General features: G+C 68.6%; 24 protein-coding genes, 1 pseudogene and 1 riboswitch. Of the genes and pseudogenes, 15 read left to right on the top strand and 10 right to left on the bottom strand.

Going from position 1 to position 25902, the window contains the following annotated elements:
• Window positions 1-375 (top strand): annotated as a pseudogene (locus ACFP3H_RS00940) (sucrase ferredoxin); the annotation flags it as partial.
• A gap of 172 nt (window positions 376-547) precedes the next feature.
• The gene (locus tag ACFP3H_RS00935) at window positions 548-997 is read left to right on the top strand and encodes a GNAT family N-acetyltransferase (RefSeq protein WP_378598163.1); all 450 of its coding nucleotides are present in this window, start codon (window positions 548-550) and stop codon (window positions 995-997) included.
• 48 nt (window positions 998-1045) lie between these two features.
• Here the strand turns inward: ACFP3H_RS00935 and ACFP3H_RS00930 are convergent, their stop codons facing one another.
• Complete coding sequence (locus tag ACFP3H_RS00930; protein ID WP_378598161.1) at window positions 1046-1987, bottom strand: SDR family NAD(P)-dependent oxidoreductase; 942 nt, start codon at window positions 1985-1987, stop codon at window positions 1046-1048.
• A 133-nt stretch (window positions 1988-2120) separates the two neighbouring features.
• Between ACFP3H_RS00930 and ACFP3H_RS00925 the strand changes: the two genes are divergently transcribed.
• From ACFP3H_RS00925 to ACFP3H_RS00905, 5 genes are all read left to right on the top strand, one after another.
• Entirely contained in the window at window positions 2121-2576 is a 456-nt protein-coding gene (locus tag ACFP3H_RS00925) for a hypothetical protein (RefSeq protein WP_378598159.1), read from the top strand.
• Window positions 2577-2603: 27 nt separating this feature from the next.
• Complete coding sequence (locus ACFP3H_RS00920) at window positions 2604-6278, top strand: error-prone DNA polymerase (RefSeq protein ID WP_378598157.1); 3675 nt, start codon at window positions 2604-2606, stop codon at window positions 6276-6278.
• Between the two features lie 82 nt (window positions 6279-6360).
• Window positions 6361-7140, top strand: a complete 780-nt coding sequence (locus ACFP3H_RS00915) for an alpha/beta hydrolase (protein WP_378598155.1) — start codon at window positions 6361-6363, stop codon at window positions 7138-7140.
• 20 nt (window positions 7141-7160) lie between these two features.
• Complete coding sequence (locus tag ACFP3H_RS00910; RefSeq protein ID WP_378598153.1) at window positions 7161-8243, top strand: DUF4349 domain-containing protein; 1083 nt, start codon at window positions 7161-7163, stop codon at window positions 8241-8243.
• Complete coding sequence (locus ACFP3H_RS00905) at window positions 8203-8430, top strand: DUF167 domain-containing protein (RefSeq protein ID WP_378598151.1); 228 nt, start codon at window positions 8203-8205, stop codon at window positions 8428-8430. The genes ACFP3H_RS00910 and ACFP3H_RS00905 overlap by 41 nt, the downstream gene beginning before the upstream one ends.
• 9 nt (window positions 8431-8439) lie before the next feature.
• Here the strand turns inward: ACFP3H_RS00905 and ACFP3H_RS00900 are convergent, their stop codons facing one another.
• Window positions 8440-8904 carry a tRNA (cytidine(34)-2'-O)-methyltransferase gene (locus ACFP3H_RS00900; protein ID WP_378598149.1) on the bottom strand — a complete coding sequence of 155 codons (465 nt, stop codon included), beginning with the start codon at window positions 8902-8904 and terminating at the stop codon, window positions 8440-8442.
• Between the two features lie 150 nt (window positions 8905-9054).
• On the opposite strand from ACFP3H_RS00900, the gene ACFP3H_RS00895 reads away from it, so the two are divergent.
• Window positions 9055-9300 carry a DUF3017 domain-containing protein gene (locus ACFP3H_RS00895; RefSeq protein ID WP_378599583.1) on the top strand — a complete coding sequence of 82 codons (246 nt, stop codon included), beginning with the start codon at window positions 9055-9057 and terminating at the stop codon, window positions 9298-9300.
• Between the two features lie 99 nt (window positions 9301-9399).
• Here ACFP3H_RS00895 and metX read toward each other — a convergent pair whose 3' ends face one another.
• From metX to ACFP3H_RS00880, 3 genes are all read right to left on the bottom strand, one after another.
• Window positions 9400-10545, bottom strand: coding sequence for a homoserine O-acetyltransferase MetX (metX, locus tag ACFP3H_RS00890; RefSeq protein ID WP_378598147.1), 1146 nt, complete (start codon window positions 10543-10545; stop codon window positions 9400-9402).
• Complete coding sequence (locus ACFP3H_RS00885) at window positions 10542-11858, bottom strand: bifunctional o-acetylhomoserine/o-acetylserine sulfhydrylase (protein ID WP_378598145.1); 1317 nt, start codon at window positions 11856-11858, stop codon at window positions 10542-10544. Before ACFP3H_RS00885 ends, metX begins: the two co-directional genes overlap by 4 nt.
• An 82-nt stretch (window positions 11859-11940) precedes the next feature.
• Window positions 11941-12051, bottom strand: a riboswitch (SAM riboswitch).
• Between the two features lie 64 nt (window positions 12052-12115).
• Window positions 12116-12829, bottom strand: coding sequence for a TetR family transcriptional regulator (locus ACFP3H_RS00880; protein ID WP_378598143.1), 714 nt, complete (start codon window positions 12827-12829; stop codon window positions 12116-12118).
• A gap of 135 nt (window positions 12830-12964) precedes the next feature.
• On the opposite strand from ACFP3H_RS00880, the gene ACFP3H_RS00875 reads away from it, so the two are divergent.
• Together ACFP3H_RS00875 and ACFP3H_RS00870 are read left to right on the top strand one after the other, a co-directional pair.
• Window positions 12965-14458: an MFS transporter gene (locus ACFP3H_RS00875; protein ID WP_378598141.1), complete on the top strand. Its 1494-nt coding sequence runs from the start codon at window positions 12965-12967 to the stop codon at window positions 14456-14458.
• 287 nt (window positions 14459-14745) lie between these two features.
• Entirely contained in the window at window positions 14746-15963 is a 1218-nt protein-coding gene (locus tag ACFP3H_RS00870) for an NADP-dependent isocitrate dehydrogenase (protein ID WP_378598139.1), read from the top strand.
• Between the two features lie 55 nt (window positions 15964-16018).
• On the opposite strand, the gene ACFP3H_RS00865 is transcribed toward ACFP3H_RS00870, so the two are convergent.
• Entirely contained in the window at window positions 16019-16408 is a 390-nt protein-coding gene (locus ACFP3H_RS00865; RefSeq protein WP_378598137.1) for a type II toxin-antitoxin system VapC family toxin, read from the bottom strand.
• Window positions 16405-16674 (bottom strand): hypothetical protein, encoded by a 270-nt coding sequence (locus ACFP3H_RS00860; RefSeq protein ID WP_378598135.1) that lies wholly within the window; start codon window positions 16672-16674, stop codon window positions 16405-16407. The genes ACFP3H_RS00865 and ACFP3H_RS00860 overlap by 4 nt, the downstream gene beginning before the upstream one ends.
• A 216-nt stretch (window positions 16675-16890) precedes the next feature.
• Here ACFP3H_RS00860 and ACFP3H_RS00855 point away from each other — a divergent pair, with 216 nt between their 5' ends.
• Complete coding sequence (locus tag ACFP3H_RS00855) at window positions 16891-18033, top strand: MFS transporter (protein ID WP_378599580.1); 1143 nt, start codon at window positions 16891-16893, stop codon at window positions 18031-18033.
• Between the two features lie 95 nt (window positions 18034-18128).
• Complete coding sequence (locus ACFP3H_RS00850; RefSeq protein ID WP_378598133.1) at window positions 18129-18368, top strand: helix-turn-helix domain-containing protein; 240 nt, start codon at window positions 18129-18131, stop codon at window positions 18366-18368.
• 182 nt (window positions 18369-18550) lie between these two features.
• Here ACFP3H_RS00850 and glpK (ACFP3H_RS00845) read toward each other — a convergent pair whose 3' ends face one another.
• Both glpK (ACFP3H_RS00845) and ACFP3H_RS00840 read right to left on the bottom strand, forming a co-directional pair.
• On the bottom strand, window positions 18551-20098 hold the full coding sequence (gene glpK / locus ACFP3H_RS00845; protein ID WP_378598131.1) for a glycerol kinase GlpK: 1548 nt from the start codon (window positions 20096-20098) through the stop codon (window positions 18551-18553).
• A 178-nt stretch (window positions 20099-20276) separates the two neighbouring features.
• On the bottom strand, window positions 20277-21029 hold the full coding sequence (locus ACFP3H_RS00840; protein ID WP_378598129.1) for an IclR family transcriptional regulator: 753 nt from the start codon (window positions 21027-21029) through the stop codon (window positions 20277-20279).
• 133 nt (window positions 21030-21162) lie between these two features.
• On the opposite strand from ACFP3H_RS00840, the gene glpK (ACFP3H_RS00835) reads away from it, so the two are divergent.
• The 3 genes from glpK (ACFP3H_RS00835) (at window position 21163) to ACFP3H_RS00825 (ending at window position 24989) form a co-directional block, all read left to right on the top strand.
• Window positions 21163-22665, top strand: coding sequence for a glycerol kinase GlpK (gene glpK, locus ACFP3H_RS00835; protein ID WP_378598126.1), 1503 nt, complete (start codon window positions 21163-21165; stop codon window positions 22663-22665).
• 33 nt (window positions 22666-22698) lie between these two features.
• Window positions 22699-24378, top strand: a complete 1680-nt coding sequence (glpD, locus tag ACFP3H_RS00830) for a glycerol-3-phosphate dehydrogenase (protein WP_378598124.1) — start codon at window positions 22699-22701, stop codon at window positions 24376-24378.
• 86 nt (window positions 24379-24464) lie between these two features.
• Entirely contained in the window at window positions 24465-24989 is a 525-nt protein-coding gene (locus ACFP3H_RS00825; protein ID WP_378598122.1) for a hypothetical protein, read from the top strand.
• Between the two features lie 39 nt (window positions 24990-25028).
• On the opposite strand, the gene ACFP3H_RS00820 is transcribed toward ACFP3H_RS00825, so the two are convergent.
• A complete protein-coding gene (locus tag ACFP3H_RS00820; RefSeq protein ID WP_378599577.1) occupies window positions 25029-25883 on the bottom strand; it encodes an alpha/beta fold hydrolase in 855 nt (284 codons plus the stop codon).
• Between the last annotated feature and the right edge of the window lie 19 nt (window positions 25884-25902).

Here is a 25902-nt window from a genome sequence, read left to right as displayed (position 1 = left end):
ACCTACGGCCGCGCCGACCGCGCCGACGCCTGCGCCCTGCTCGACGCCGCCGACGCCGACGAGGTCTCCCTGCCGGGCCTGCGCGGCCGCAGCTGCTACCCCCCGATCTCCCAGCTGGCCGAAGTGACTGTGCGCCAACAGATCCCGGCCACCGCCGCCGACCTCACCGTCCACTCCGACCCGACCCCCACCCACGACCCGACCCAGGCGGGCGCCGCCATCGTCACCCACCGCGACGGCCGCCGCTGGCGCGTCACCGCCCGCACCGTCGCCGCCGCCCCCCGCCAGGCCAGCTGCGGCGCCGCCCCCAAACCGGCCACCTACCTGGAACCCGCCGCGATGGAACAACTCGCCGAGGCGAACTCCGAACTCTGACCGGCTCTGCGAGAAGGGTGGCAAAATCGTGCAGTCGTTCGCCCGAATGACCGGAAAACGGTTTCCGCGGAGCACGATTGCACGTTTATGCCACCGTGGCTCCGGTGGACCAGTAGAACCGCGCCACAGTGGCCCTTTCCCCTGATCACCCGCCCAACCTACCGTCGACCCCATGATCGACATCCGAGAAATCGGCGGGGACGACACCGAATCGGCGGGACCTGCCCTACTGGAGCTTCGCCCGCGCTGGGAGACGACATCCCGGCTGGTCGAGTTCATCGACACCGCACTCCGCCCGGCGGGCTACCGGCTGGTCGGCGTGTTCGAATCCGGTTCGCCCACCGCACTATCGATAGCGGGCTTCCGTGAATCCCATTCGACCGCCTGGGGTCACCACCTCTATATAGACGATGTCTCCACCCTGCCCGCAGCTCGCGGGCGAGGTCATGCCGATGCCCTGCTCGCCTGGATCACCGCCGAGGCGAAGCGCCTGCGCTGCACAGCCATTCACCTCGACTCCGGCGTCGACTCCACCCGAGCCCCGGCCCACCGCCTCTACATGCGTCACCATCTGTCGATCACCGCACACCACTTCGCCCTCGATCTGGCTCCGTCGAGCTAGTGGCACCAACGGACGTTCACTGTCGGTGCGTCCCCGCCGACGGCGCCCTCACCAGTGCGTGCCCGGCACCCAGCGGGCGGCGCGGCGCAGGGCGGTGCCGGTGACCTTGCGGGCAGTCGAGGGCGGCTTCTGGTCGGCCGGGGCCGGAGCGGTCACCTCGACGACCGATTCCCCTTTGGCCGCAGGCGAATCCGGCAGCGCCCGGTAGTAGCGGTGCATGATGCGGTCGCGGAATTTGGGGGTGAAGATGCCGCCGTATTCGGCGAGGGTGCCCAGGGGAACGTCGATGCGTTTGGGGCGCTCGGTCAGGGCGCGCACGATGGTGCTCGCGGCCCATTCGGGGGACTCGGCGGGACCCTGGTCACCGCTGGGGGCGATCATCGGGGTGCGGACCAGGGGCATGTGGATGGTGGTGAAACCGACACCGTCGGCGAGGGTTTCGACCGCGGCGACCTCGGCGAACTTGTCCAGGGCCGCCTTGCTGGCCAGGTAGGCGGCGAAGCGCGGTGTGGCCGCTTGGACGCCGGCGCTGGAGATGTTCACGATCTGCCCGAAGCCGCGTTCGCGCATCTGGGGGAGCAGGGCCAGCGTCATGCGCACGGCGCCGAAGTAGTTGACCGCCATGGTGCGTTCGAAGTCGTGCAGGCGGTCGGTGGAGCGGTGGATGGCGCGGCGGATGGAGCGGCCCGCGTTGTTGACCAGCATGTCGACGTGGCCGTGCCGGTCGAGGATGGTCTTGACGGTGGCGTCGACGGATTCGGTATCGGTGACGTCGCACGGGTAGCCGTAGGCTCGCCCGCCCGCGTCGGTGATCTCGGTGACCACCGCGGCGAGTTCGTCGGCGCGGCGCGCGAGCAGCAGTACCACCCCGCCCCGGTCGGCGATCGCGAGCGCGGCGGCTCGCCCGATTCCGGATGAGGCGCCGGTGATCACGACGTGCCGGTCGGTGAGGTCGCGGCGGCGCCGCTCACCGGGGGAGATCTGAGACATCACTGCTCCTTTGCAGCTCGTTCCCTACGAACTTACTCCGAAGTAAGTTCACGAACCAGACCGTTCGAGAAACTCGAAAATATGTTCGAAAGCCTCTCGCCAATATTCGAACGTATGTGCGATACTGGTGCGCATGGCGGACGATCGGATGGCGGACATTTATGCCGCGGTGCGGCTCGGCAGTTTCGACCCCGACGCGGCGCGCGGGGCGCTGACCAGGTTGTGGGAGGAGCTAGGGGAAGGCGGCGACCCGCTGCATCGCTGTGTGGTGGCACACCACCTCGCCGATGTGCAGGAGTTTCCCGAGGGTGCGTTGCTGTGGGATCAGCGGGCGTTGGCGGCGGTGTTCGGGCCGGGCATTCCGCTCGATGAGGGGCTGCGCGGGTTCCTGCCCTCGCTGTATCTGAACCTGGCCGACAGTCACCGCCGCGTCGGCGACTTCGACATGGCGCGGATGCAGTTGGCCATCGCGCGCGGGCACCTCGACGTGCTCGCCAACGATGCCTACGGGGCGGTGATCCGCTCGGGCCTGGGCCATGTGGAGGCCGCGCTGGAAACGCGGTCGATGGAGCGGTTACCCGCGCATTGACGCCGGGGTGGTGAGAGGAATGGGCGCATGGGCTGGAGCAACGGGCCGCCGACCTGGTCGGAGCTGGAACGGGTGCTCTCGGGCAAGCCGAGCGGTCGACCCGCCGAGGAGATGCACCCCGGCGACGGCGGCGACAGCCCGGCCTGGTCGCGCAAGCGCGGCGAGTACCGTGCCGCCGAACTCGACCTGCCCACGGGCCCGACCGTGCCCTACGCGGAACTGCACGCCCACTCCGCCTACAGCTTCCTCGACGGCGCGAGTCCGCCGGAGGAACTGGTGGAGGAGGCGGTGCGGCTCGGTCTGGAGGCGCTCGCGCTGACCGACCACAACGGGTTCTACGGGACCGTCCGGTTCGCCGAGGCGGCCAGGGAATGGGGAATGCCAACGGTTTTCGGTGCCGAACTGTCACTGGGAACCGATGCGAAGGCGGCGCCGGGCCGAGGGGATGCGGTCCGGCGCCGTTCTGCGTCTCGGGGTGTCGGGCCGGAGCGAAAGGGGCACGTCGATGCGCCGGATTCGCTGCCGCGCACGGGCGCACCCGACCCGCACGGCCCGCACCTGCTCCTCCTCGCCCGAGGTCAGGAGGGGTATCGGCGGTTGTCGCGAGAGATGGCGGCCGCGCACATGGCGGCGGGGGAGAAGGGCGTCCTGCGCTACGACCTCGACACGCTCACCGCGGCGGCGGGCGGGCACTGGCAGGTGCTGACCGGCTGCCGAAAAGGGCACCTGCGCACCGCGCTCGAACTCGACCTGCGCGACGGGAACGCGCGGCTGCCGAAAGCCGAAGCGGCACTGCGGGAGCTGATCGAACGGTTCGGTTCGGTGAGCGTGGAGCTCACCCATCATGGCATCGCCACCGACGACGAACGCAACGCGCTGCTGGTGGCACTGGCCGATCGCCTCGACGTGCCCGTCATCGCCACCACCGGCGCGCATTTCGCCGCGCCCGCGCAACGGCGGCGGGCGATGGCGTTGGCCGCGATCCGGGCCAGGACCAGTCTGGACGAGATGGCGGGCTGGCTCGCCCCCACCGGCGGCGCGCACCTGCGCTCGGGCGCGGAGATGGCGCAGCTGTTCGCCGAGTACCCGCACGCGGTGGCGAACGCGGCGACCCTGGCCCGCGAATGCGCCTTCGACCTGCGGTTGATCGCGCCGAATCTGCCGCCGTTCGAGGTGCCGGCGGGCCACGACGAGAACTCGTGGTTGCGCGAGCTGGCGCTACGCGGGGCCGCCGCGCGCTACGGCCCGCCTGAGCGAAACCCCCGGGCGTATCGGCAGCTCGACCACGAGCTCGCGGTGATCGCGAAAATGGATTTCCCCGGCTACTTCCTGGTCGTGCACGACATCGTCCAGTTCTGCGTGGACAGCGACATCCTGTGTCAGGGCAGGGGTTCGGCCGCCAACTCCGCGGTCTGCTACGCCATCGGCATCACCAATGTGGACCCGGTGGGCAACAATCTGCTCTTCGAGCGGTTCCTGTCCACCGATCGCGACGGGCCGCCCGATATCGATGTCGATATCGAATCCGACCGGCGCGAGGAGGCGATCCAGCACGTCTACGCCAAGTACGGGCGCGACTACGCCGCCCAGGTGGCGAACGTGATCACCTACCGCGGCAAGTCCTCGGTGCGCGATGCCGCACGGGCGCTGGGGTTTTCGCCGGGACAGCAGGATGCGTGGAGCAAACAGGTGAGTCGCTGGTCGGGGGTGGCCGGGGAGACCGACACCGACATTCCCGCGGCGGTACTCGAGCTCGCCGGTGAACTCGACGGTCTGCCACGGCATTTGGGCATCCACTCCGGCGGCATGGTGATCTGTGATCGGCCGATCGCCGATGTGTGTCCGGTGGAGTGGGCGCGGATGGCCGGGCGCAGCGTGTTGCAGTGGGACAAGGACGACTGTGCCGCAGTGGGTTTGGTGAAGTTCGACCTGCTCGGGCTCGGGATGCTCTCGGCGCTGCACTACATGATCGACCTGGTGCGCGAGCACAAGGGCGAGAAGGTCGAACTGCACGCGCTCGATCTCACCGAGGCCGGCGTGTACGAGATGTTGCAGCGCGCCGATTCGATCGGGGTGTTCCAGGTGGAGTCGCGCGCGCAGATGGCGACACTGCCCCGGTTGAAGCCGCGCGAGTTCTACGACCTGGTGGTGGAGGTGGCGCTGATCCGGCCCGGCCCCATCCAGGGCGGCTCGGTGCACCCCTACATCCGCCGCCGCAACGGCAAGGAGCCGGTCACCTACGACCATCCGGTGCTGGAGAGGACCCTCGAACGCACCTACGGGGTGCCGCTGTTCCAGGAGCAGTTGATGCAGATGGCCGTCGACGTCGCCGGGTTCAGTCCCGCCGAGGCCGATCAGTTGCGCCGCGCCATGGGGTCCAAGCGCTCGCCGGAGAAGATGCGGCGGTTGAAGGAGCGGCTGTATCGGGGCATGCGTGAGCTGCACGGGATCACCGAGGAGGTGGCTGACCGGATCTACGAGAAGCTCTACGCCTTCGCCAATTTCGGTTTCCCGGAAAGCCATTCGCAGAGTTTCGCGGCGCTGGTGTTCTACTCGTCGTGGTTCAAGCTGCACCATCCGGCCGCGTTCTGCGCCGGGTTGTTGCGCGCGCAGCCGATGGGGTTCTATTCGCCGCAGTCGCTGGTCGCCGACGCCCGTCGTCACGGGGTGCGCGTGCACGGGCCCGACATCAACGCCAGTCGCGCCGAACCCACCCTCGAGAACGCGGGCACGGAGGTCCGTCTCGGGTTGTCGGGGGTGCGCCACATCGGCACCGACCTCGCCGACCGCATCATCGCCGACCGCACCGAACACGGCCCCTTCACCTCGATGCTCGACCTCACCGGCCGCGTGGAACTCAGTGTCGCCCAGGCGGAGTCCCTTGCCACCGCCGGTGCGCTGGATGTTCTCGTCGAACCGTCGGCGGGCGCTGTGTCCGGTGGTCGACGCGCCACCGATCAGCGCGTTCGGCGATCGCGGACAGGTTCGCAAGGGGCTCGAGTCGGCGGTGGGGTCCCGGATGGCGCGGTGCGACAGAGTTCACGCAGCGCGACGACGGATATCGCCGCGCAGGACGTGGATGGCCGCAGTCGGGAAGCGGATTGCACAGCAGCGCCACGGGACGTGTGTGACAGCAGTGCGGAAGCGGATGACGCAGCAGCGCAGCGGAACTCGCGCGGTAGCAGTATTCGTCGGGCGGCACTGTGGGCGGCGGGCGCGGCGGCGGTGGAGCGGGTCGACCGCCTACCCGGCACCGGCCCGGCGACCGTCGCCCCGTCCCTACCGGGCATGAGCGCACTCGAACTCGCCGCTGCCGACGTGTGGGCCACCGGCATCTCCCCCGACAGCTATCCCACCGAATTCCTTCGCGCCCACCTGCATTCGCTCGGCGTGGTCCCCGCCCGCGACCTACTCCTCGTCGAAGACGGCGCCCGCATCCTGGTAGCGGGCGCCGTCACCCACCGCCAACGCCCCGCCACCGCCGCCGGCGTCACCTTCCTCAACCTCGAGGACGAAACCGGCATGGTCAACGTGGTCTGCTCGGTCGGCCTCTGGACCCGCTACCGCCGCCTCGCCCAGAGCGCCACCGCCCTACTCATCCGCGGCCGCATCCAGAACGCCGAGGGCGCGGCCAGCGTCGTCGCCGACCAGCTGGAGCATCTCGACCTCCGAATTGTCGCCCGCTCCCGTGACTTCCGCTGATTCAGCCTGCTAGCCTGCCTTCAGCGTCGCGTGTCGATGGCGGACTGCGTCAGGCATGGAGGCGTCGAAACGAAAGGTGGCCGTGGCCATCTCGTCGCACGCGGAGATCGCTCCGCGCATCGCTGTTCACCCCGCTGACCCATCCTTCGTCGGCCCCCGACCGGCGGTCCTGATCTTTCCCGGCGGTGGTTTCCGGGAACTGACCGAGCACGAAGGCGAAGGCTACGCCCGCTGGTTGTCGGGCCTCGGTTTCCATGCCTTCGTCCTCAGCTATCGCTTACTCCCACAACGCTTTCCCGCGCCGCTGCAAGACGCCCGCGCGGCTCTCGCCTATGTGCGCGAGGGCGGGCACGGCCTGTCGGTCGACGTCACCAGGGTCGGTGTTGTCGGATCCAGCGCCGGTGGCCAGTTGGCGGGGCTGCTCATGACCGGGCAGGTCCTGTCGATCGAACCCGAGATCGACGATCCGCCGCGGCCCGACTTCGCGATCCTGGCCTACCCGCTCGCGGATCTGGACCTGATTCCACTCGGCGCCGTCGAGGCGTTGCTCGGCGAACTCATGCCGCTGAAGGACGAGCTCTCCCCGGCCAAGCACGTGGACGAGCGCACCTGTCCGGCGTTCGTGTGGTCGACGGCGCAGGACCCGCCGGGGTTCCCGAACGCGCTGGCCTGGGCCGAATCGCTCGTCCGAGCGAGCATCCCGGTCGAATTGCACATCTATCCGCACGGCAAACACGGTCTCGGCCTGGCCGACGGTGTCGCCTACGGCGCGCACGGCCACGCGCACCTCCCGCATACCGCGACGTGGACGACGGCGTGCGCGGCGTGGTTGGAGTCCGAAGGCTTCCTCACGACTTCGTAGGACGCACTACGCTGCGAAATATGCGCAAGCTTGTCGTGGTGATGATCTCGGTGCTCGGACTGTTGTTCCTGGCCGGATGTGGGGCCGAGGAGAGTGGGGGCGGCGGGATGGCTGACCGGGCGGCGCCGAGTCCCGGTGGGTCCGCGGCCGCTGTGGTGCCGGGGTTCCGGGAGGGGGCGCCTGCCAAGGACAGTCCGCCGCCGTCGGATCAGTCCACTCGCAAAGAGGTGATCACCGGGTCGGTGGATCTGACCTCCGAGGATCCGATCGGGGCCGCGGCGACGGTCAGCGAGCAGGTGCGGGCGGTCGACGGGCGCATCGACAGTCGCACCGAGCAGCCGGGCACCGACAAGCGCACGGCTCGGGCGGTGCTCAGTGTGCGGGTGCCCGGTGAGGTCACCGACTCGTTCATCACCGGACTCGGCGATGTCGGCACGGTGACCAGCGTCAGCACCAACCGCGACGACGTCACCATGCAGTGGCAGGACCTCGACGCCCGCATCCGCGCCCTGCAAGCCTCGGTCGACCGGCTCAAAGCCCTCATGGCCGGGGCCACCAACACCGCCGACCTGATCACCGCCGAGGAGGCGCTGTCGAGCAGGCAGGGCGAGCTCGACAGCCTCACCGCGCAGAAGCGCAGCCTCGACGACCAGGTCGCGCTCTCCACGCTGACCATCACCCTCACCGCCACCGCCGATCGCGCCCCCGGCGACCCGGACAACTTCTGGGACGGTGTCGTCGCGGGCTGGGAGTCGCTGATCGACTGGCTCCAGGACGCGATCGTGTTCCTCGGCAAGGCCCTGCCGTGGTTGGGCTTCCTCGCCGTCCTCGGCGGAATCCTCTACGCCGCACTGCGATTGGTGCGCGGCCGACGCGCCACGAAGCCAAGGCCCACCGCCCCCACACCGGAAACCGCCGCACCCGCACCCGCGACGCCCCAGGCCACCGCAGCCACCGCCACACCCGCCGAGTCCGAAGTCGAGACACCGGCCCCCGCGACATCCACCCCCGCACCCGGCACGACCGCACCCGAAACCACCTCGCCCGAGAAGGAGACCCCCGGTGCCGACCGTGCGGGCGACGATCAAACCGAACAGCCGTAAAGGCCCCCTGGTCGACATCGCCGAGGACGGCACCCTCACCCTCTACGTCCGCGCCCCGGCCGTGGAGGGCAAGGCGAACAAGGCCGCCATCGAACTGCTCGCCCAGCACTTCGGCGTCGCGAAATCGGCGGTCCGCCTGGAAGCGGGCGCCACCTCCCGCTTCAAGCGCTTCGACATCGACATGTGAGTTCGCGGACTACACCCCGTCGGGAAACCCGAGCTGCCGCCACGCCTCGTACACCGCCACAGCGGCGGTGTTCGACAGATTCATCGACCGCCGCCCCGGCAACATCGGCACCCGCACCTGCTCGGTGATATGCGGATCGGCCAGCACCTCGGGCGGTAACCCGGTGGGCTCGGTGCCGAACAGCAGAATATCGCCGGGCCGGTAGGCGATATCGGTGTAGCGGGTCGTAGCCGAGGTGGTGAACGCGAAAACCCGCTGCTCACCGAGGCTTTCCCACGCGGCGTCGAGGTTCGGGTGCACGGTCACCGAGGCCAGGTCGTGGTAGTCCAGACCCGCGCGCCGCAGTTTCGATTCGGACAGGTCGAAGCCGAGCGGTTCGATCAGGTGCAACGCGCACCCGGTGCCCGCGACGAGGCGGATCGCGTTGCCGGTATTCGGGGGAATTACCGGCTCGTGGAACATCACGTTGAACACTCGCAGCAGGGTACTGGGCCCCGCCCCCGCGAAGCCGGTCGGTCTGGAACAATCGGCATCGTGAACAAGGCGACCGACAAGTACCCGACCGGCAGGCATCGGGTCGCGCGGTTGAGCGCGGGGGAGCAGTATCTGCGCAGTCACCTGCCGATGACCGTGGTCACCGCCCTGATCGTGATCGCGGTCGGCTTCGTGGCGTGGGATCGCTGGCGCCGTGGCGCGCTGATCTTCGGCAGCGCCGCCCTGGTGGCCGCCGCGTTCCGCCTGTGCCTGCCGACCGTGCAGGTGGGTCTGCTCGCCGTGCGCAGCCGCCCGTTCGACGTGGCCGCCTTGGCCGCCCTCGGCAGCTCCATCGTCTTCCTGGCGGCCACCATCAACACCCTCGGCGTCAACTGAGAAACCGGCCACTGCGCGGCCGACTCGCGGTCAACGAGCCGGACGCGTACCCGCGCGAACGGCTCGAGACCTACGTCCGCTCGATCACGACCGCGCCGGTCAGCGATTCTCCCGCGCCAGCCGCATCGTCTCGGTGAGCAACTTCGACACCGCCGCGGCCTCGGTGAGGAACCCGTCGTGGCCGTCGCGCGAGTGCACGATCTCGAGACCCGCGCACCCGGGCAGCCCCTGAGCCAGTTCGGCCTGAGAGTGCAAGGGGTACAACCGATCCGAGTCGACCCCGCCCACCACGACCGGCACCGGCGTCGAGGCCAGCGCGGCCGCCACCCCGCCACGTCCGCGCCCCACGTCGTGGCGGTTCATCGCCTCGCTGAGCAGCACGTAGGTGGCCGGGTCGAAGCGTTGGACCAGCTTGTCGGCCTGATGCTCGAGGTAGCTCTGCACCGCGTAACGTCCACCGGCCCACGGGTTCTCGTCACCCTGGGCGCGGTTGGCGAAGCGGTGGTCGAGCTCGCTCTCGGTGCGGTAGGTCAGGTGCGCGATGCGCCGTGCCAGGCCCATGCCGGTCATCGGCGCGCGTCCGGTGCCGTGATAGTCGCCGCCCTGCCAGTCGGGGTCGGCGGTGATCACGGCCATCTGGGTGGTCTGGGTGCCGATCTGATCGGCGGTGGCGCGGGCGCCGACGGCCAGTACCAGCGCCGCCGAGACCCGGTCGGGCTGCCCGATGATCCACTCGAGCACCCGCATGCCGCCCATCGACCCGCCGACCACGGCGCCGAGGCGCTCGATGCCGAGCACGTCGAACAGTTGGGCTTCGGCCGTGACCTGATCGCGGATGGTCAGATCAGGAAACCGTGCGCCCCACGGCTTTCCGTCGGGCGCGGGGGAGGACGGTCCGGTGCTGCCCTTGCAGCCGCCGAGCACGTTCGTGGCGATCACACACCACTCGTCGGTGTCGATCGGCGCGCCGGGCCCGACCATGCCCTCCCACCAACCGGGTGCCCCGTCGGGCCCACCGACGACATGCGAGTCGCCGGTGAGCGCGTGTTCGACGAGCACCACATTGTCCAACGTGGGCGAGAGCTCACCCCACCGTTGCACCGTCAGTCGCACATCGGGGATGACGGCGCCGTTCTCGAGCGCCACCTCCCCGATGGCGACCACGCCGGCCCGACCGTCCGGCGGCGGCAACAGGGCCAATCCGGTCTCGGGTCGGGCGATCGGCGATTCGGTGCTCACGGTCACGTGGTCGCCGCCGCGAAACCGGCCCGCAGATCGGCCAGGATGTCGTCGATGCCCTCGATGCCCACCGCGAGCCGGACCAGACCGGGCTTCACGCCCGCGGCCAGCTGCTCTTCGGGCGTCAACTGCGAGTGCGTGGTCGACGCCGGGTGAATCACGAGGGAACGCACATCACCGATGTTAGCGACATGGCTGTGCAGGCTGAGCGCGTCCACGAACTTCTTGCCCGCGTCGACCCCGCCGGCCAGCTCGAACGAGACGATCGCGCCCGCGCCCTTGGGCGCCAGCTCCTTGGCCCGCGCGTGCCACGGCGAGGACTCGAGGCCCGCGTAGTGCACCGCGTCGACGCCGGGCTGCTCGGCCACGAACTTCGCCACGGCCTCGGCATTGCTGACGTGGCGTTCCACCCGCAGGCTCAGGGTCTCGATGCCCTGGGCGATGAGGAACGCGTTGAACGGCGAGACGGCCGCGCCGAGGTCGCGCAGCAGCTGCACGCGGGCCTTGAGCGCGAACGCGGGCGCGCCGAGATCGGCGAACACCACCCCGTTGTAGCTGGGGTCGGGCTCGGTGAAACCGGGGAAGCGGGGCTTGCCGTCGGCGTCGCGCACGGTCCAGTCGAAGGTGCCGCCGTCGACGATCACCCCGGCCACGGCCGCACCGTGGCCGCCGAGGTACTTGGTGGCCGAGTGCACGACGATGTCGGCGCCGTGGGCCAGCGGCTGGATCAGGTAGGGGGTGGCGACGGTGTTGTCGACGATGAGCGGGAGGCCGTTCTCGTGCGCGACACCGGCCACGCCGGGGATGTCGAACACCGCGCTGCTCGGGTTGGCGATGGTCTCGCCGAAAAACGCCTTGGTGTTCGGGCGGATGGCGGCCTGCCACTGCGCCAGATCGTCGGGATCCTCGACGAAGGAGACCTCGATGCCGAGCTTGGGCAGCGAGTAGTGGAACAGGTTGTAGGTGCCGCCGTAGAGGTGCGGGCTGGACACGATGTGGTCGCCCGCACTGGCCAGGTTCAGGATCGCGTAGGTCTCGGCGGCCTGGCCCGAGGCCAGCAGCAGCGCCGCGACGCCGCCCTCGAGCGCGGCGACCCGCTGCTCGACCGCGTCCTGGGTGGGGTTCATGATGCGGGTGTAGATGTTGCCCGGCTCGGCGAGACCGAACAGCGCGGCGGCGTGATCGGTGTCGCGGAAGACATAGGACGTCGTCTGGTAGATCGGCAGTGCCCGCGCGTTGGTGCTCGCGTCGGGGGACTGGCCGGCGTGGACCTGCTTGGTCTCGAAGGACCAGTTCTCGGGCAGGACAGAGTCGGACATGTCAGTACTCCAGTTTTGTGCGTCGGGGGTATTTCGTCAGATGGGTCGGATCGACGAACAACAACACATGGGGTCCTCCTGCGGGGCGCGCTTGCTCTCGACTTTCGAGAGCCCGGTCATCACCCGGAGCACCCCACCGCAGCTGGAGGGTTGCCGACCAGCGAGCCGGGGCTTGGCGCTGGTACTCATGACCTTGCCGTCATGTTAACCGGACATTCCCCGCGCGCGGAAACTTCCCCCGGATTTTCTCGCCGAGATCACTCGTCGAGGCCGAATCCGGGTGTGTCGTCCACCGGTGCGCCGCAGGCGTGGCGCAGGCCGTGATAGGCGCGCAGCACCGCGTGCCGGGTCGTTCGCACGGCGGCTTCGGGGGTCGCCTCGGCCAGCGCGGCCTCGGTGTCGGCCATCGAGATGTGGCACATCATCTGCCAGATCCCGGCCACCAGCTTGACCATGAAATCGTCGGGCGTGGTGCCGAGGCGCTCGGCGAGTTGCGCGCACACCGCCACGTTCTTCTTCTCGGCGTATTCCAGCGCGCGCGCGTTCACCGCCTGACTCGCGCGCATGATCCGCTGCATCTGCAGGAACTGGCGTAGGAAGCGCACCCCGTCGGCGCCCGCCTCGGCCTGGATCGTCTCGAGGTAGGCCCCGCACAGGGCCTGCAGGTCGTTGCCCGGCGGCCACCCGCGCAGCGCCTCGGCGACCGAGGTCCCGAAGTCGTCGATCGGGGCGAGCACGATGTCTTCCTTGAGCGCGAAGTACCGGTTCACGGTGCGCGGGGACACGTCGGCGCCCGCGGCGATCTGCTCGACCGTCGTCGCGTCGAAGCCCTGGGATTCGCACAGGTCGAGGCCGACCGTGACGATGGCCGCCCTGGTCTGGAGTTTCTTGCGTTCGCGCAGGCCCAGTGGCGCCGCGGGGGCCGGTTCGGCGGTCCGGTCGGCGCTGATCGGAGGGGTCGAGTCCAGCATGCGGGTCAGTCTACCGGCCCGTCCGATTTGTCTGTCCCAACCAGCCAATTGGCGCAGTCAGACATTTTTCTCTTGACGCCAATTGTCTTGCGGTGCCAGGATGAGTCGACGCTGATCGACGGATGAGGAGTACCGGTGACCGACACCGAGCTGGAAACGAAACATGGTGATTCCCAACAGAGTTCGACTCGCTGGTGGGCGCTGCTCGTGCTCTCGGCGGCGCAGTTGATGGTGGTGCTCGACGCCACCGTGATCACCATCGCCCTGCCCTACGCCCAGCGCGATCTGGGCATCAGCGAGGGCGACAAGCAGTGGGCGATCACCGCCTACACGCTGATCTTCGGCGGGCTGTTGCTGCTCGGCGGCCGCATGGCCGACTACCTGGGCCGGCGCCGGATCTTCCTGATCGGTCTGATCGGTTTCGCGGCCGCCTCCGCACTGGCCGGGCTCGCCCAGACCGGGCCGCAGCTGTTCGTCGGACGCGGCCTGCAGGGCGCGTTCGCGGCGCTGCTCGCCCCCGCGGCCCTGTCGCTGCTGTCGGTGATCTTCACCGACGTGCACGAACGGGCGCGCGCGTTCGCGGTGTTCGCCGGCATCACCGCCGGGGGGATCGCGTTCGGGTTGATCGTGGGCGGGGCGCTCACCGAGTTCGCCTCGTGGCGGTGGACGCTGCTGATGAACACCCCGATCGCGCTGATCGCCGTGCTCGGCGCGGTGGCGGTGATCGTGCGCGACATCCCGGCGCCGCGCACCGGTGGCTACGACCTGCCCGGCGCGGTCACGGTGACCTTCGGCCTGGTCGCGATCGTCTACGGATTCAGTCGCGCCGCCGAACACGGCTGGCTGGCCGCGAGCACCCTCGCACTGCTCGGCGCCGGGTTCGCGCTGCTCGTCGCGTTCGTGATCATCGAAGCGCGGTCATCGAATCCGCTGCTGCCCCTGCGCATTCCGGGCGAGATCAATCGCGGCGGCGCGCTCATCGCGGCGCTGCTGATCCCGATCGCGATGTTCGCGATGTTCCTGTTCCTCAGCTTCTACTACCAGATCACCCTCGGTTACTCGCCGCTGAAGGCGGGCATCGCGTTCCTGCCGTTCCCGATCGGGATCGGGATCGCGGCGGCGATCACCAGCACCCTGATGCCCCGCTTCGGGCCGCGCCCGCTCATGGTGGTCGGCTCGCTGCTCGGCGTGGTCGGGCTGGTCTGGCTGGCGCAACTGGGCTACGGCGACGGATACGCGGCCAGCGTGCTCGGCCCGCAGCTGCTGATCGCGCTCGGCATGGGCCCGCTGTTCGTCGGGATGCAGGCCGTGGCGCTGCACCAGGTCGCCGACGAGGACTCCGGGGTGGCCAGCGCGCTGCTCAACGCCGCCCAGCAGATCGGCGGCGCGGTCGGCACCGCCCTGCTCACCACGCTGTCGGTGCAGGCCGCGAAGAACTACGTCAGCGACAACCCCACCGTCGACCACCTGCTAGAACGCGCCTCGATCCACAGCTACGACGTGGCCTTCTACATCGGCGCGGGTTTCTTCGCGGTCGCCGCGGTGGTCATCGCCGTGATGATCCGGGACAAGCCGGAAAACCTCATCGAGGGCGACGAACACGCCGCGGCGGTGCCGGTCGCGGTGTGAGGACGACCGATGGGCCCCGCGCCGCCGACTCGGCCGCGCGGGGCCCCGCTCGCGTCCTGGGTAGGCTGGAACTCCGGTCCGTGGTGGGTCGCCTCGCGCGCGCATCGCACAGTTCGCCCTCCCCTCGCGGTGAGGAGACCACTAGCAGTACGCTCGTCATGTTTGCACCACACGTCCCGCAACCACCGCGGGGCATATACGGTTTGATGGAATAGCTGGGGTCCGCTCACAAGCGTGTTCGCCTGGCCGTGCAATAAGGGCACCCACCGAGGAGGACACGAAGATCCATGTCCAAGATCAAGGTTGAAGGCACCGTCGTAGAACTCGACGGCGACGAGATGACCCGGATCATCTGGCAGTTCATCAAGGACAAGCTGATCCATCCCTATCTCGACGTGAACCTCGAGTACTACGACCTCGGTATCGAGTACCGCGACAAGACGGACGACCAGGTCACCGTCGACGCGGCCAACGCGATCAAGAAATACGGCGTCGGCGTCAAATGCGCCACCATCACCCCCGACGAAGCGCGGGTGAAAGAGTTCGGCCTCAAGAAGATGTGGCGCTCGCCCAACGGCACCATCCGAAACATCCTGGGTGGCACCATCTTCCGCGCGCCGATCATCATCTCCAACGTGCCCCGCCTGGTGCCCGGCTGGACCAAGCCGATCATCATCGGCCGTCACGCCTTCGGCGACCAGTACCGCGCCACCGACTTCAAGGTCTACGAGGCGGGCACCGTCACGCTGACCTTCACGCCGGAGGACGGCAGCGAGCCGATCGTGCACGAGGTCGTGAAGATGCCCGAGGACGGCGGCGTCGTCATGGGCATGTACAACTTCAAGAAGTCCATCGAGGACTTCGCGCGGGCCTCGTTCAACTACGGCCTGCAGCAGAACTACCCGGTGTACCTCTCCACGAAGAACACCATCCTCAAGGCCTACGACGGCATGTTCAAGGACACCTTCGAAGAGGTCTTCGACGCCGAGTTCAAGGCCGAGTTCGACGCGGCCGGGCTCACCTACGAGCACCGCCTCATCGACGACATGGTCGCCTCCTCCATGAAATGGGAGGGCGGCTACGTCTGGGCCTGCAAGAACTACGACGGCGACGTGCAGTCCGACACCGTGGCCCAGGGCTTCGGCTCGCTCGGCCTGATGACCTCGGTGCTGCTCACCCCGGACGGTCGCACCTGTGAGGCCGAGGCCGCGCACGGCACGGTCACCCGGCACTACCGCCAGCACCAGCAGGGCAAGCCGACCTCGACCAACCCGATCGCGTCGATCTTCGCCTGGACCCGCGGCCTCGAACACCGCGGCAAGCTGGACAACACCCCCGAGGTGATCGGCTTCGCGCAGGCCCTCGAGGACGTGGTCATCAAGACCGTCGAGGGCGGTCAGATGACCAAGGACCTCGCCGCACTCGTCGGCGGGGACCAGGGTTACCTGAGCACCGAGGAATTCCTCGGCGCGCTCGATGTGAATCTGGCGCGTGCGCTGAAGTGAGATATCGCCGATGAAAGGCGCCCACACCGACGCGTGTGGGCGCCTTTTTCGTCGGTCAGGGCGGACCGACCAGTTCGACGCCGTGGATCCGGGCGGCTTCCTTCATGCCGTCGTCGAGAGTCATCAGCGGAAATTCACAGCGTTTGGCCAACGCCACGTACCAGGCGTCCGCGTAGGTGGCGTTGTGCAAGACCGCGAAAGCCTCGACCGCGTCGATCGGTTCGCGGACGCGCTCGACCGGGTGCGTGCTGAAGGCGTTGATCAACTCCCGCGCTGCGCCTGATTTCAGTTCTCCGCGCCGTTCGAGGCGGATGAGCGCTGATCCGACTTCGAAATCGACATGGGGTGGAGATACGCAGCCCGCGATCGCGATGCGCTGGCTGTAGTCGGCGGGGAGCTTTCCGCGCAGCAGGTCCACCCAGATCGTCGCATCGACAACGATCACTCATCGCCCCGGTCGTACTCGTCCCGGATCTCCCGGACGACTTCGGTGCTGGAGACGGCGGAGTCGCCGGTGATGCCCAGTTTCGCGTGCGTGTGCTTCAGGTCCTCGTCCCACCGTGCGATGGCGCGGCGTTGCAACTCGCGCCGGACGTCGGCCGTCATCAGATCGCGCAGGTAGGCGGATACCGACTTGTGCTCCGCGCTGGCCTTTTCGGCGATCACGGTAGCGACTTCGTCGGGAACGTCTCGAATTTGAACGGTTGCCACGACGGGCCTCCTATTCGAAGATTATGTGCATGCACAGGTTAGCATGCACTCTAGGCGCTCGACCATCGCCGCACTGCTCCCGGTTGCCCGTGGGCTAACTCACGCTCATCGCGGGTAGCGAATGGGTACCGGTGCCCGTTGCATGGAAGCGTGCCTACTTCTATCGCCGCCCCTGATCGCCTCGACGAGCCACGTACCAACTGGCATGTCCCGGCGATGCTCGCGTTGGCGTTGGGCGGTTTCGGGATCGGGACCACGGAGTTCGTGACCATGGGGTTGCTGCCCGATATCTCGCGGGCCTTCGAGATTTCCGAGCCGACGGCCGGGCACGCGGTGTCGGCGTACGCGCTGGGGGTGGTTGTCGGGGCGCCGTTGATCGCCGCGCTGTGTGCTCGGGTGGCGCGCAAGAAGTTGTTGATCGTGTTGATGGTGGCGTTCACCGTCGGCAATATCGCGACCGTGTTGGCACCGACCTTCGGGACGCTCGTGCTGGCCCGCTTCGTGTCGGGCTTGCCGCACGGGGCGTACTTCGGGGTCGCCTCGTTGGCGGCCGCGACGCTCGCGCCGGTCGGGCAGCGGGCCAAGGCGGTCGCGGCGGTGATGCTGGGGCTCAGCGTGGCGAACGTGATCGGGGTGCCGGGCGCGACCTGGCTCGGCCAGCACTTCGGTTGGCGGGACGCCTACGTGGTCGTCGCCGTGATCGGGCTGGCGACCGTGGCCGCCCTGTGGCGCTATGTCCCGGCCCTGACCAGCATGAAGATCACCAACCCGATGACCGAGCTCGGTGCGCTGCGCCGCCCGCAGGTGCTGCTCACCCTGGCCGTGGGCGCGATCGGCTTCGGCGGCATGTTCGCCGTCTACACCTACATCGCCACCACCATGACCGATGTCGCGGGCATGTCCATCGGCGCCGTCCCGATCGTGCTGGCCCTGTTCGGCCTCGGCATGATCGTGGGCAATATCGGCGGCGGCATCCTCGCCGACCGCGGCGTCGACCGCTCGATCTTCGTCGCCATGATCGCGATGGTGGTCATCCTGGCCGGTTTCGTCCTCGCCGCCCACAATCCCGTCACCGCCGCCATCGGCGCCTTCCTCGTCGGAGCCTCCGGCGCCGCCCTGGCTCCCGGCCTGCAAACCCGCCTCATGGACGTGGCCGCCGACGCCCAAACCCTCGCCGCCGCCCTCAACCACGCCGCCCTCAACATCGCCAACGCCGCAGGCGCCTGGCTGGGCGGCCTGGTCATCGCCGCGGGCCTCGGCTACACCGCCCCCGCCATGGTCGGTGCCCTCTTAGCGGTAGCAGGCGTCCTCCTGTTCACCCTGACCGTCTTCCTACAACGCCGTCCCGCATCGAGCTAGGGTCTCGCGATGACTACCTTTTCGTAGTCATTGAGGGTGACTACGAAAAGGTAGTCATGTATCTTGACTACTAAATCGTAGTCAAGGAGGGTGCGGTGGCGTACACGGGAAAAGTGACCGGTGCGGAATCTCTCGGCCGAATCCTCCAACAGGCACGCATGCTGAGTGGGCTCAGTCAGCGCGAGCTCGCCGAGCGACTCGGCACGACCCAGCGCTACATCTGGGAAATCGAATCGGGTAAACCGTCGATCTACACCGACCGGCTGTTCGCCATGATGCGGGAGACCGGCATGGAACTCACCGCCACGATCGAGCCGAGGAGCGATCGTGGCTGACCTCGTCGGCGACACACAATCGGGACACCCGAACGGGTGAGAATGTTCTCCTGAACTCGAGGACGTGATTACCCACCCTGACGGTCTTCCTGCGACACTGCTCCGCGTAAACGAGGAGCGATGACCAGTTCAGCCCGTGAGCGGCACGATAGGGGTGAGGTCGTCGGCGATCTCGGTGCGAGCTACGTCGGCGGCGTAGCGGGTTGCTGGTCAGTGGTGGTCGACGGGTTGCGGTGTCGACTCGTGGCCGGTCGGGCCCAGCCGACGCTGAGTTGGACGGCGCGTTGCCAGCGTTCGTATTCTTCTTCGCGGAGGAGGCGGTCGGGGGAGGGGTTCCACTGGGCGGCGACTTTCCAATTGCGGCGCAGACCTTGGAGGTCGGGCCAGTAGCCGACGGCCAGGCCGGCGGCGTAGGCGGCGCCGAGGGAGACGGTTTCGGTGACCAGGGGGCGTAGGACGGGGGTGTCGAGGACGTCGGCGATGATCTGCATGAGCAGGTTGTTCGATGCCATTCCGCCTGCTACGCGCAGGGATTGGGCTTGCAGGCCCGCGTCGGCGTTCATCGCTTCGACCACGTCTCGGGTCTGCCAGGCGGTGGCTTCCAGGACGGCGCGGGCCAGGTGGCCCTTGGTGACGTAGGAGGTCAGGCCGATGAGGAGGCCGCGGGCGTCGCTGCGCCAGTGGGGGGCGTAGAGGCCGGAGAAGGCGGGGACGAGGTAGCAGCCGCCGTTGTCGTCGACTGTGCTTGCGAGAGTTTCGATTTCGGGGGCGGTGGCGATCAGGCCGACGATGTCGCGCAGCCACTGCACCAGGGAACCGGTGACCGCGATCGGGCCTTCCAGCGCGTAGACCGGTTCGGGGCCGATCTGGTAGCCGATGGTGGTGAGCAACCCGTGTTCGGAGCGGATCAGTTCGGTGCCGGTGTTCATCATGAGGAAGCCGCCGGTGCCGTAGGTGCACTCGGTTTCGCCTGGGGCGAAGCAGGTTTGGCCGAACAGGGCCGCGTGCTGGTCGCCGAGCGCGGCGCCGATCCGCACGCCGGGCACGACCGCGCGCGCGGTGCCGAAGTCGCCGGTCGAGGGTTCGATGCGGGGGAGCATGGCGCGGGGAATGTCGAAGAACTGCAACAGTTCTTCGTCCCACTGCCGCGTAGCCAGGTTCATCAGCAGGGTGCGGCCCGCGTTGGTCACATCGGTGACGTGCTCGCCGGTCAGGTTCCAGATGAGCCAGGATTCCATGGTGCCGAACAGGACCTCGCCGCGTTCGGCCCTGGCCCGCAGTCCGTCGACGTCGTCGAGCAGCCAGCGCAGCCGTGGCGCGGCGAAGTAGGTGGCCAGCGGGAGCCCGCTCAACTCGGTGATGCGTTGCGCACCAGGCAGTTTCTTCATCCGATCGACGAGCTCTTCGGTGCGCACGTCCTGCCAGACGATCGCCAACCGCACCGGCACCCCGGTCTCGCGATCCCACACCACGGTCGTCTCACGCTGATTGGCGATGCCGATCGCGGCCACCTGCTCGACGGTGATCCCGGCATCGCGCAGCGCGGCGGGCACGATCCGCTCGACCGTCCGCCAGATCTCGACCGCATCCTGCTCCACCCACCCCGACCTGGGGTAATGCTGGCGATGGGCCCGCTGCGCCATCCCTGCCAGCCGGGCGTGCTGATCGAAGACGATGCAGCGGGTCGACGTGGTGCCCTGGTCGATCGCGAGCACGAAACGTTGAGTCATCGGCATCTGCTCCCGTCGGCGATTCTCGTCGCGATGGTGGCGGTGAAAGTCACTGTGTGGCTGTGATTCTGGCGTGAAGTCGCGCTAGGGGAGGCGCCGCGAATCGTGTGCGGGGCGTCAGTGATCAGCACGATGCGGGGCAACGCCACGAGGTTGTCGAAGGGATCGACCGCCGACTTCATCGCGCTGCCGTCAGATCGCGATGCACGGCCGCAGCGGCCGCGCGCACCTGCTCGACAGCGGCCGACCGCACCTGTAAGCGATTGTCACACAGTCGATCTACCGGCCCGGTGATCCCGATGGCCGCGACGACCAGCCCACCCCTGGCCCGAATCGGCGCCGCGATCCCCGCCTCACCCGAGCGATGCTCCTCGACCTCCTCGGCCCATCCCCGCCGCCGAACCTCGGCGACAGCCCGGTCGAGCTCGCCACGATCGGTGATGGTGCGCCGGGTAAACCCTTGCAGCGCGACGACTTCCGCAGCGGCGTCGTAGGCGAGCAACACCTTCCCGAGGGCGGTCGCGTGCGCGGGAAGTACCTCGCCCACGGCCAGCGCCTGCACACTGTTGTCGGGCCGAAAAACGTGGTGGATCACGGTGATTCCGTCCTCCCGCGCCACCGCGATCCGCACCGATTCCCCGGACCGCGAAGCGAGCGCGTCGGCCCGGTGAATCGCCCGCGAACGCAACTCGTTCACGTCGAGCCGGTCGGTCCCCAGCTCGCCGATGGCGGGCCCGAGCAGGTACTTGCCGGTCAGCGCGTCCTGATCGACGAACCCGACCCCGAGCAACGTCCGCAGGATCCCGTGGGCGGTGGGTTTGGCCAGGTCGAGCGCGGTCGCGATCTCGCCGACGCCCAGCGGCCCCGACCCGCGCGCGAGCAGCCGCAGCACCGCGGCGGCGCGTTCGATCGACTGGATCGGGCCAGGCACGACCCCGAACCTACCACCGTTCAGCATTGTCGAACGGCAGGCATGGCGGCCGGTGGGCGCGGTTCCTAGCGTGGGTGGCGGGCCCCGGGTGGGCGCGGGACGGACTCAACGGTGAGGTCCGGGAAGGACGAAGATGAACCGGTACGTGGGCGCGATCGACCAGGGCACCACCTCGACGCGATTCATGGTTTTCGACCACGACGGCGCGGTAGTCGCCCGTCACCAGCTCGAGCATTCGCAGATCATGCCGCGGCCGGGCTGGGTGGAACACAATCCGGACGAGATCTGGGAACGCACCCGCACCGTCGTCAAAACCGCCCTGTCCCTTGCGGATCTGACCGCCGACGACCTGGCCGCCATCGGCGTCACCAACCAGCGCGAGACCACCGTCGTGTGGAACCGCCACACCGGCCGCCCCTACGGCAACGCCATCGTCTGGCAGGACACCCGCACCGACCGGATCATCGCCGACCTCGACGCCGCCGGACACAGCGCGCGCATCCGCGAGAAGACCGGCCTGCCGCCCGCCCCGTACTTCTCCGGCGGCAAGCTGAAGTGGATCCTCGACAATGTCGCGGGCGTGCGCGCCGACGCCGAACGCGGCGACGCGATCTTCGGCACCCTCGACACCTGGCTGATCTGGAACCTGACCGGCGGCGTGCACGTCACCGACCCCACCAACGCCTCGCGCACCATGCTGATGGATCTCGAGACCCTGGACTGGGACGACGAACTCCTCGCGATCTTCGGCATCCCGCGCGCCATGCTGCCCACCATCGCGCCCTCGTCGAACCCCGGCCTGTTCGGCACCACCGACCCCGCCGGTCCGCTCGAGGGCTCGGTGCCGATCGCGGGTGTGCTCGGTGACCAGCAGGCGGCCGGGGTCGGGCAGGTGTGTTTCCAGCCCGGCGAAGCCAAGAACACCTATGGCACAGGCAATTTCCTGATGCTCAACACCGGCACCGACATCGTGCGCTCGACCCACGGCCTGATCACCACCGTCGCCTACCGGTTCGGCGACGACAAGCCCGTCTACGCGCTGGAGGGCTCGATCGCGGTCACCGGGTCGGCGGTGCAGTGGCTGCGCGACCAGATGGGCATCATCACCGGCGCGGGCCAGATCGAGGATCTCGCGGGGCAGGTCGAGGACTCCGGCGGCGTGTACTTCGTGCCGGCCTTCTCCGGGCTGTTCGCCCCGTACTGGCGACCCGACGCGCGCGGCGCGGTCGTCGGCCTGTCGCGCTACAGCAACAACGCCCACTTGGCCAGGGCCACACTGGAATCCATCGCCTACCAGACCCGCGACGTGGTCGAGGCCATGCAGCGCGACGCCGGCGTGCGACTGGCGACGCTGCGGGTGGACGGCGGCGTCACCGTGAACCAACTCGCCATGCAGATCCAGGCCGACCTGCTCGGCGTGCCGGTCTCACGCCCGGTCGTGGCCGAGACCACCGCGCTGGGCGCCGCCTACGCCGCCGGGCTGGCGGTCGGCTTCTGGGGCAGCACCGACGAACTGCTCGCCAACTGGTCCGAGGATGTCCGCTGGTACCCCACCTGGTCGCCGGAGCAACGCGAACACGGCTACGGCCGCTGGCTCAAGGCCGTCGAGCGAACCCTCGACTGGGCCGAAATCTGAGTCACCCCACACACTTTCGAGAAGGAGATCACCGTGTCTGTGCAACTGGACCCCACCTACCGTGCCAACGCTGTCGACGCGCTCGACAGCACCGAAGTCGATGTCCTGGTCATCGGCGGGGGCGTGACCGGAGCGGGCGCCGCGCTCGACGCCGCCTGCCGCGGCCTGTCCGTAACCCTGGTCGAGGCAAGGGATTTCGCGGCCGGTACCTCGAGTCGATCCTCGAAACTCATCCATGGCGGTCTGCGCTACCTCGAGCAGTTGGACTTCTCGCTGGTGCGTGAGGCGCTCAAAGAGCGTGGGCTGCTGTTGAATTCGCTGGCCCCGCACCTGGTGCACCCGGTCCCGTTCCTGTTCCCGTTGCAGCACCGAGTGTGGGAACGTGCCTACATCGGCGCCGGCATCGCCCTCTACGACACCCTCGGCGGCGCGCGCACCGTGCCCATGCACAAGCATCTGACCCGAAGCGGCGCACTGGAACTCGCGCCCGCGTTGCGCGACGACGCGCTCACCGGCGCCATCCGCTACTACGACGCCCAGGTCGACGACGCCCGCCACACCATGATGATCGCCAGGACCGCCGCCGAACGCGGCGCCACCGTGCTCACCCGCACGAAGGTGATCGGGCTGGAACGTGACGGCGAGAAGGTCGTCGGCGCGCGCATGCAAGACCTGGAAACCGGTCGGACACACACGATTCGGGCCCGCACGGTGATCAGCGCGACCGGGGTGTGGACCGACGACATGATCAAGATGACCGGCGTCGACTTCCCCTTCCACGTGCAGATGTCGAAGGGCGTGCACATTCTCGTGCCGCGCGACCGCCTGAACATGAACACCGGCATGATCATGCGCACCGAGAAGTCGGTGCTGTTCGTGATCCCATGGGCCGAGCACTGGATCATCGGCACCACCGACACCGAATGGGCACTGGACAAGGACCACCCCACCGCCTCGGCCGCCGACGTGCAGTACATCCTCGACCACGTGAACGCGCTGCTGCGCACGCCGCTGACCAGGGCCGATATCGTCGGCACCTATGCCGGACTGCGCCCGCTGATGACCGGGGCCACCAAGGAGACCGCCAAGCTTTCGCGCGAGCACGCCGTCGCCGAACCCGCGCCGGGCCTGTTCGTGATCGCGGGCGGCAAATACACCACCTACCGGGTGATGGCCGCCGATGTGGTCGACGCCGCCGCCGCGCGCCTGGGCGGATACATCCCCGCGTCCTCGACCGCGCAGGTGCCGATCATCGGTGCGCAGGGCTACTTCGACATGCTCGCCGAGGTCTCGGCGCTGGCCGTGGAACACCGCCTGCCCGTCGACGTCGTCGAGCACCTGCTCGGCCGCTACGGCTCACGCAGCACCGACATCTTCGCCCTCATCGCCGCCGATCCCGCACTGCGCCACCCGATTCCGGGCGCGTCGGACTACATCGCCGCCGAGATCGTCTACGCCGTCACCCACGAGGGCGCCCTGCACCTCGACGACATCCTCACCCGCCGCACCCGCATCTCCATCGAGGTCCCCGACCGCGGCCTGACCGCCGCCCCCGAGATCGCGCACCTGGTCGGCCCGCTGCTCGGGTGGGACACCGAGACCGCCGACGCCGAGATCAACCGCTACTACGACCGTGTCCACGCCGAACTGGCCGCCAACGACGCCGCGAACGACGAAGCCGCCAACACCGCACGCCTGCTCGCCGTGCGCTGATCGGTGTATATGATCTTCTCGCTGTGCTCGGGGGCAGGTTTCTCGGATTCCGTTCCCCGCGCGTCATTCTCGAGGAGGGGAAATCTGTGAAACACCGTATTGCGTTGTCGGCCACCGTTGTCGCGATGGGCCTGCTGCTCACCGCGTGCCAGGAAGACCTGCCCAGTAGCAAGCCCGCGACCTCCACCCCGGTCGCGACGTCGACCGCGCAGGCGCCGGCCACGCCGAGCGCCGACGGCGTGCTGAAGCCCGGTGATGTCGGCAAGCTGAAGTCGGGCGTCGAATTGTCGATCCTGAAGGTCGAATCCGACGAGGTCGAGCGTGAGGGCGCCGTGTCGGTGTTCACCTTCCAGCTCAACAACACCTCGTCGGTCGCCCTGGAACACTGGTCCGCCCCCAGCGTGGTCTACGGCGAGGACGGCACCGCCGCTGATCGGGCGATGGCGTTCAACAAGGACTACAAGTACGGCCTGGAAGGCAAGCTGCCCCCCGGCTCCAAGCAGACCATCAAGATCGCCTACAAGGTCCCCGTCGACAAGCTGAACCCGGCCGTCATCACCTCCGACGACCTGATCTGGCGCGGCGACTTCCGCACCTACAACAAGTCCTGACCCGGTCCGGACGGCCTGGAAACAGGCCGTCCGGTCGTGTCAGACCGCGCGCAGGTGGCCTCGGCTGGCGTAGATGTGTTCGGCGATGAGGGTGGCGATGCGGTCGGGGGCCTCGAGCATGGGGACGTGGCCGACGTTGTGGACCAGGATGCGGTCGGCGGATTCGGGGAGTTCGCGCAGGTAGCGGGTGGCGTAGACGCGGTTGGGGATGATGCGGTCGTATTCGGCGAGCAGCATGCGCACGGGGGTGGCGAGTTCGCCGAGGTCGTCCATGCCGGGGGCGCGCAGGCTGCCCAGCAGCAGCGGGATCATGGCCTCGCAGTGCACGGCGGCGGTGAGCATGGTCGCCAGGTCGTGCCGGGAGACGGCGCCGAGGTTCTTGGCGATCAGGAAACCGGCGATCTGCTGCACGAGCGGGTTGTTGACCGCTACCCCGCCGAGTCGCTTGCCGATCTCGATGAACGGGATCATCGAGGCGAATTTGATGCCGACCCGCACCTGACTCAGCGACGGCGACGCCCACCCACCGGCGGCCGCGATCGTGGTGAGCGTGCGCGCCCGACCCCGCCGGGCCAGTTCCAGCCCGACCCAGCCGCCGAGCGAATTGCCCGCGATGTGGCAGGTGCGCCAGCCGAGCGCGTCGAGTTGGTCTTCGATCTGATCGGCGAGGGCGTAGACGTCGAGCGTCCAACCCTCCACCTTCGGCCCGCCCCAGTGCCCGGCGAACGCGGGCGCGTACACCTCGCAATGGGCCGACATGCGGTGCGCCACCTGTTCCCAGCAGTGTGGCGAGAGCAGGAACCCGTGCAGGAGCAGCACCGGGTCGCCGGACCCGAGATGCAGTGCCGCGACGGGCGCGGGACGGGCGGTGGGCTTGGTGGTGCGTGACGCCATGGTCATTCACCCCTTCCTG

Source organism: Nocardia lasii, assembly GCF_042658545.1.
Taxonomy (GTDB): domain Bacteria; phylum Actinomycetota; class Actinomycetes; order Mycobacteriales; family Mycobacteriaceae; genus Nocardia; species Nocardia lasii.
This window is presented reverse-complemented; position numbering and strand designations above follow the sequence as displayed.